Annotated in this window: 1 protein-coding gene; it reads right to left on the bottom strand. The window is 64.6% G+C overall.

The features are described from left to right. A partial coding sequence (locus BT179_RS26140) for a condensation domain-containing protein (protein WP_143148741.1) occupies positions 1 to 2,222 on the bottom strand: 2,222 nt, incomplete at both ends.

Raw genomic sequence — 2,222 nt, 5'->3', positions numbered from 1 at the left:
TCCGGCGTGCGCTGAACTTGCGCTTCGAACAACCCGTGAATCGTCTGCGCCAGCGGGTATTCGGCCTGGGTGGCGTTGAAGCCCACCAGCAGTTGCTCGCGCTCCGTGGCCGGCAGCACCGATAACTGGTGCAACGGCGCTTGCGGCGTCTGCTCCAGCATCCGGACCAGACTTTCCAACGTGTGCTGCACGTACCCGCAAAGCCGCTGCGCGCCAATGCGGGCCGGGGTCATGACGGTGAAACTGAACGCCTCGCCCAGGTCGTCCACCGACAACATCAACGGGTAGTTGGTCCGCTCTTCGCCACTGAGCATCTGGATGCCGTTCCAGGCCGACACCGCTTCGGCCGAAACCGTCGTTGCGGTGTGCCGATAGTTGAGCAAGGCACTGAACAACGGCGTCGGTGCCTCCACGCCGCTGCAGCGTTGTGCCAGGGCCAACGAGGCATGTTCATGGCCGAGCAAGGCCGTCAATCGTGCATGGGTCGCCTTGACCCCGGCCCGCACGCCTTGCGCCCCCAGGCTCACCCGCACGGGCAGCGTATTGATGAACATCCCCAGCGCCCGGTCGGCCCCTTCGCCACCTTGCATCCGGCCGACCAGCACGGTACCGAACACCACGTCGTCCTGGCCCGACACCTGGCTCAAGACCTGCGCCCAGACCAGGTGATACACACTCGCTGCACTGACCCCCAACTGCCGCGCCTGGGCACGCAACCGGCGGCTCAGGTCCGCCTCGACATCCTGGCGAGCTTCCTCGATCCCGCTGCCGTCACCTTGCACATCCTGCAGACCGAACGGCAGCGTCGGCTCGTCGACGTCGCCGAGCATGTCGCGGAAAAACGCTTCGTGGGCCTCGCGGCTCACCCCCAGGCGAGCCTGGGCCACGTAGTTGCGGTACGGCACCGAGGCGGGCAAGCGCTGTGCCTGGCCCAGCATGTGTGCCTCGATTTCCGCAACCAGCACCGCCAGTGAGGTGACATCGTCCACCAGATGATGGAACAGCAACATGCCCACCCAACGTTGGTTCTCCGGGTCCTGCGCATAGGCAATCCGCATCATCGGTGCCTGGCGGATGTCCAGGCGATAGAACCTGGGGTCGAAACGCTGGTGCAGTTGGGTGGCGATATCCCCTGCGGCCGGATCCAGCACGACCGGCTCGACATTCAAACGGGCGTCGCGCCATACCACCTGCATGGGCTCGGGCAAGCCCTCCCAGAGCACACCGGTACGCAGGATATCGTGCCGGGCAATGACGGCCTGCAACGCCTGGGCGAACTGTTCGAGGCGCGCGAAACTGTCAAAATCGAACATCACGTGTTGCAGATAGGGATCACCCTGGGCGGCGGCAAGGTGGTGATACAGGATCCCCTCCTGCAGAGGTGCCAAGGCATAGATGTCCTGGACGTTGGCCACGCCACCCGGCACCCTTGCCACGATTTCATCGATGGCCGGCTGATCCAGCTCGGCCAGCGGCAGCATCCCCGGCGTAATCCGTGTGCAACCAGCCGGGATGCCATTGGCCGGTACATCGACCTCCCTGTACCCGCCGACCGCAGCGGCCAGTGCCGCCAATGTCGATTGGTCGAACAGGACGCGTGCGTCGACGCTCAGCTTGACCTGACGCATACGCTCGATCATTTTCACGGCCAACAGCGAATGACCGCCCAGCTCGAAGAAATTGTCGTGGCGGCCGACCCGTTCGATACCGAGCAAGTCCTGCCAGATCCCGGCGATGGTCGCCTCGGTTTCGCCTTGTGGAGCTTCGTACGCACGGGCCACTACCGCAGTACGATCCGGCGCTGGCAATGCCTTGCGGTCCAGCTTGCCATTGGGGGTCAGCGGCAAGGCGTCGAGGTGCACGAAAGCGCTCGGCACCATGTATTCAGGCAGCAGGTTCTGCAGATGGCCCCGCAGAGTCTCGATGTCGAGGCCCGCATCGGCGGCATGGGTCGTGAAATAGGCCACCAGGCGCTTCTCGCCGGGCTCCTCCTCACGGGCCAGTACCACGGCCTCCTTGAGGCCTGGATGTTGCGCAAGCCGCGCTTCGATCTCGCCCAGTTCGATGCGGAAACCGCGAATCTTAACCTGATCGTCGTTACGCCCCAGGTAGTCGATGTTGCCGTCCGCCAGGTAGCGGCCCAGGTCGCCGGTGCGGTACATCCGCGCATTCGGCACGGTGCTGAACGGGTCGTCGAGGAAACGCTCGGCGGTGAGTTCCGG

The sequence above is a fragment of the Pseudomonas sp. NFACC43 genome, assembly GCF_900119645.1.
Classification (GTDB): Bacteria; Pseudomonadota; Gammaproteobacteria; order Pseudomonadales; family Pseudomonadaceae; genus Aquipseudomonas.
This window is presented reverse-complemented; position numbering and strand designations above follow the sequence as displayed.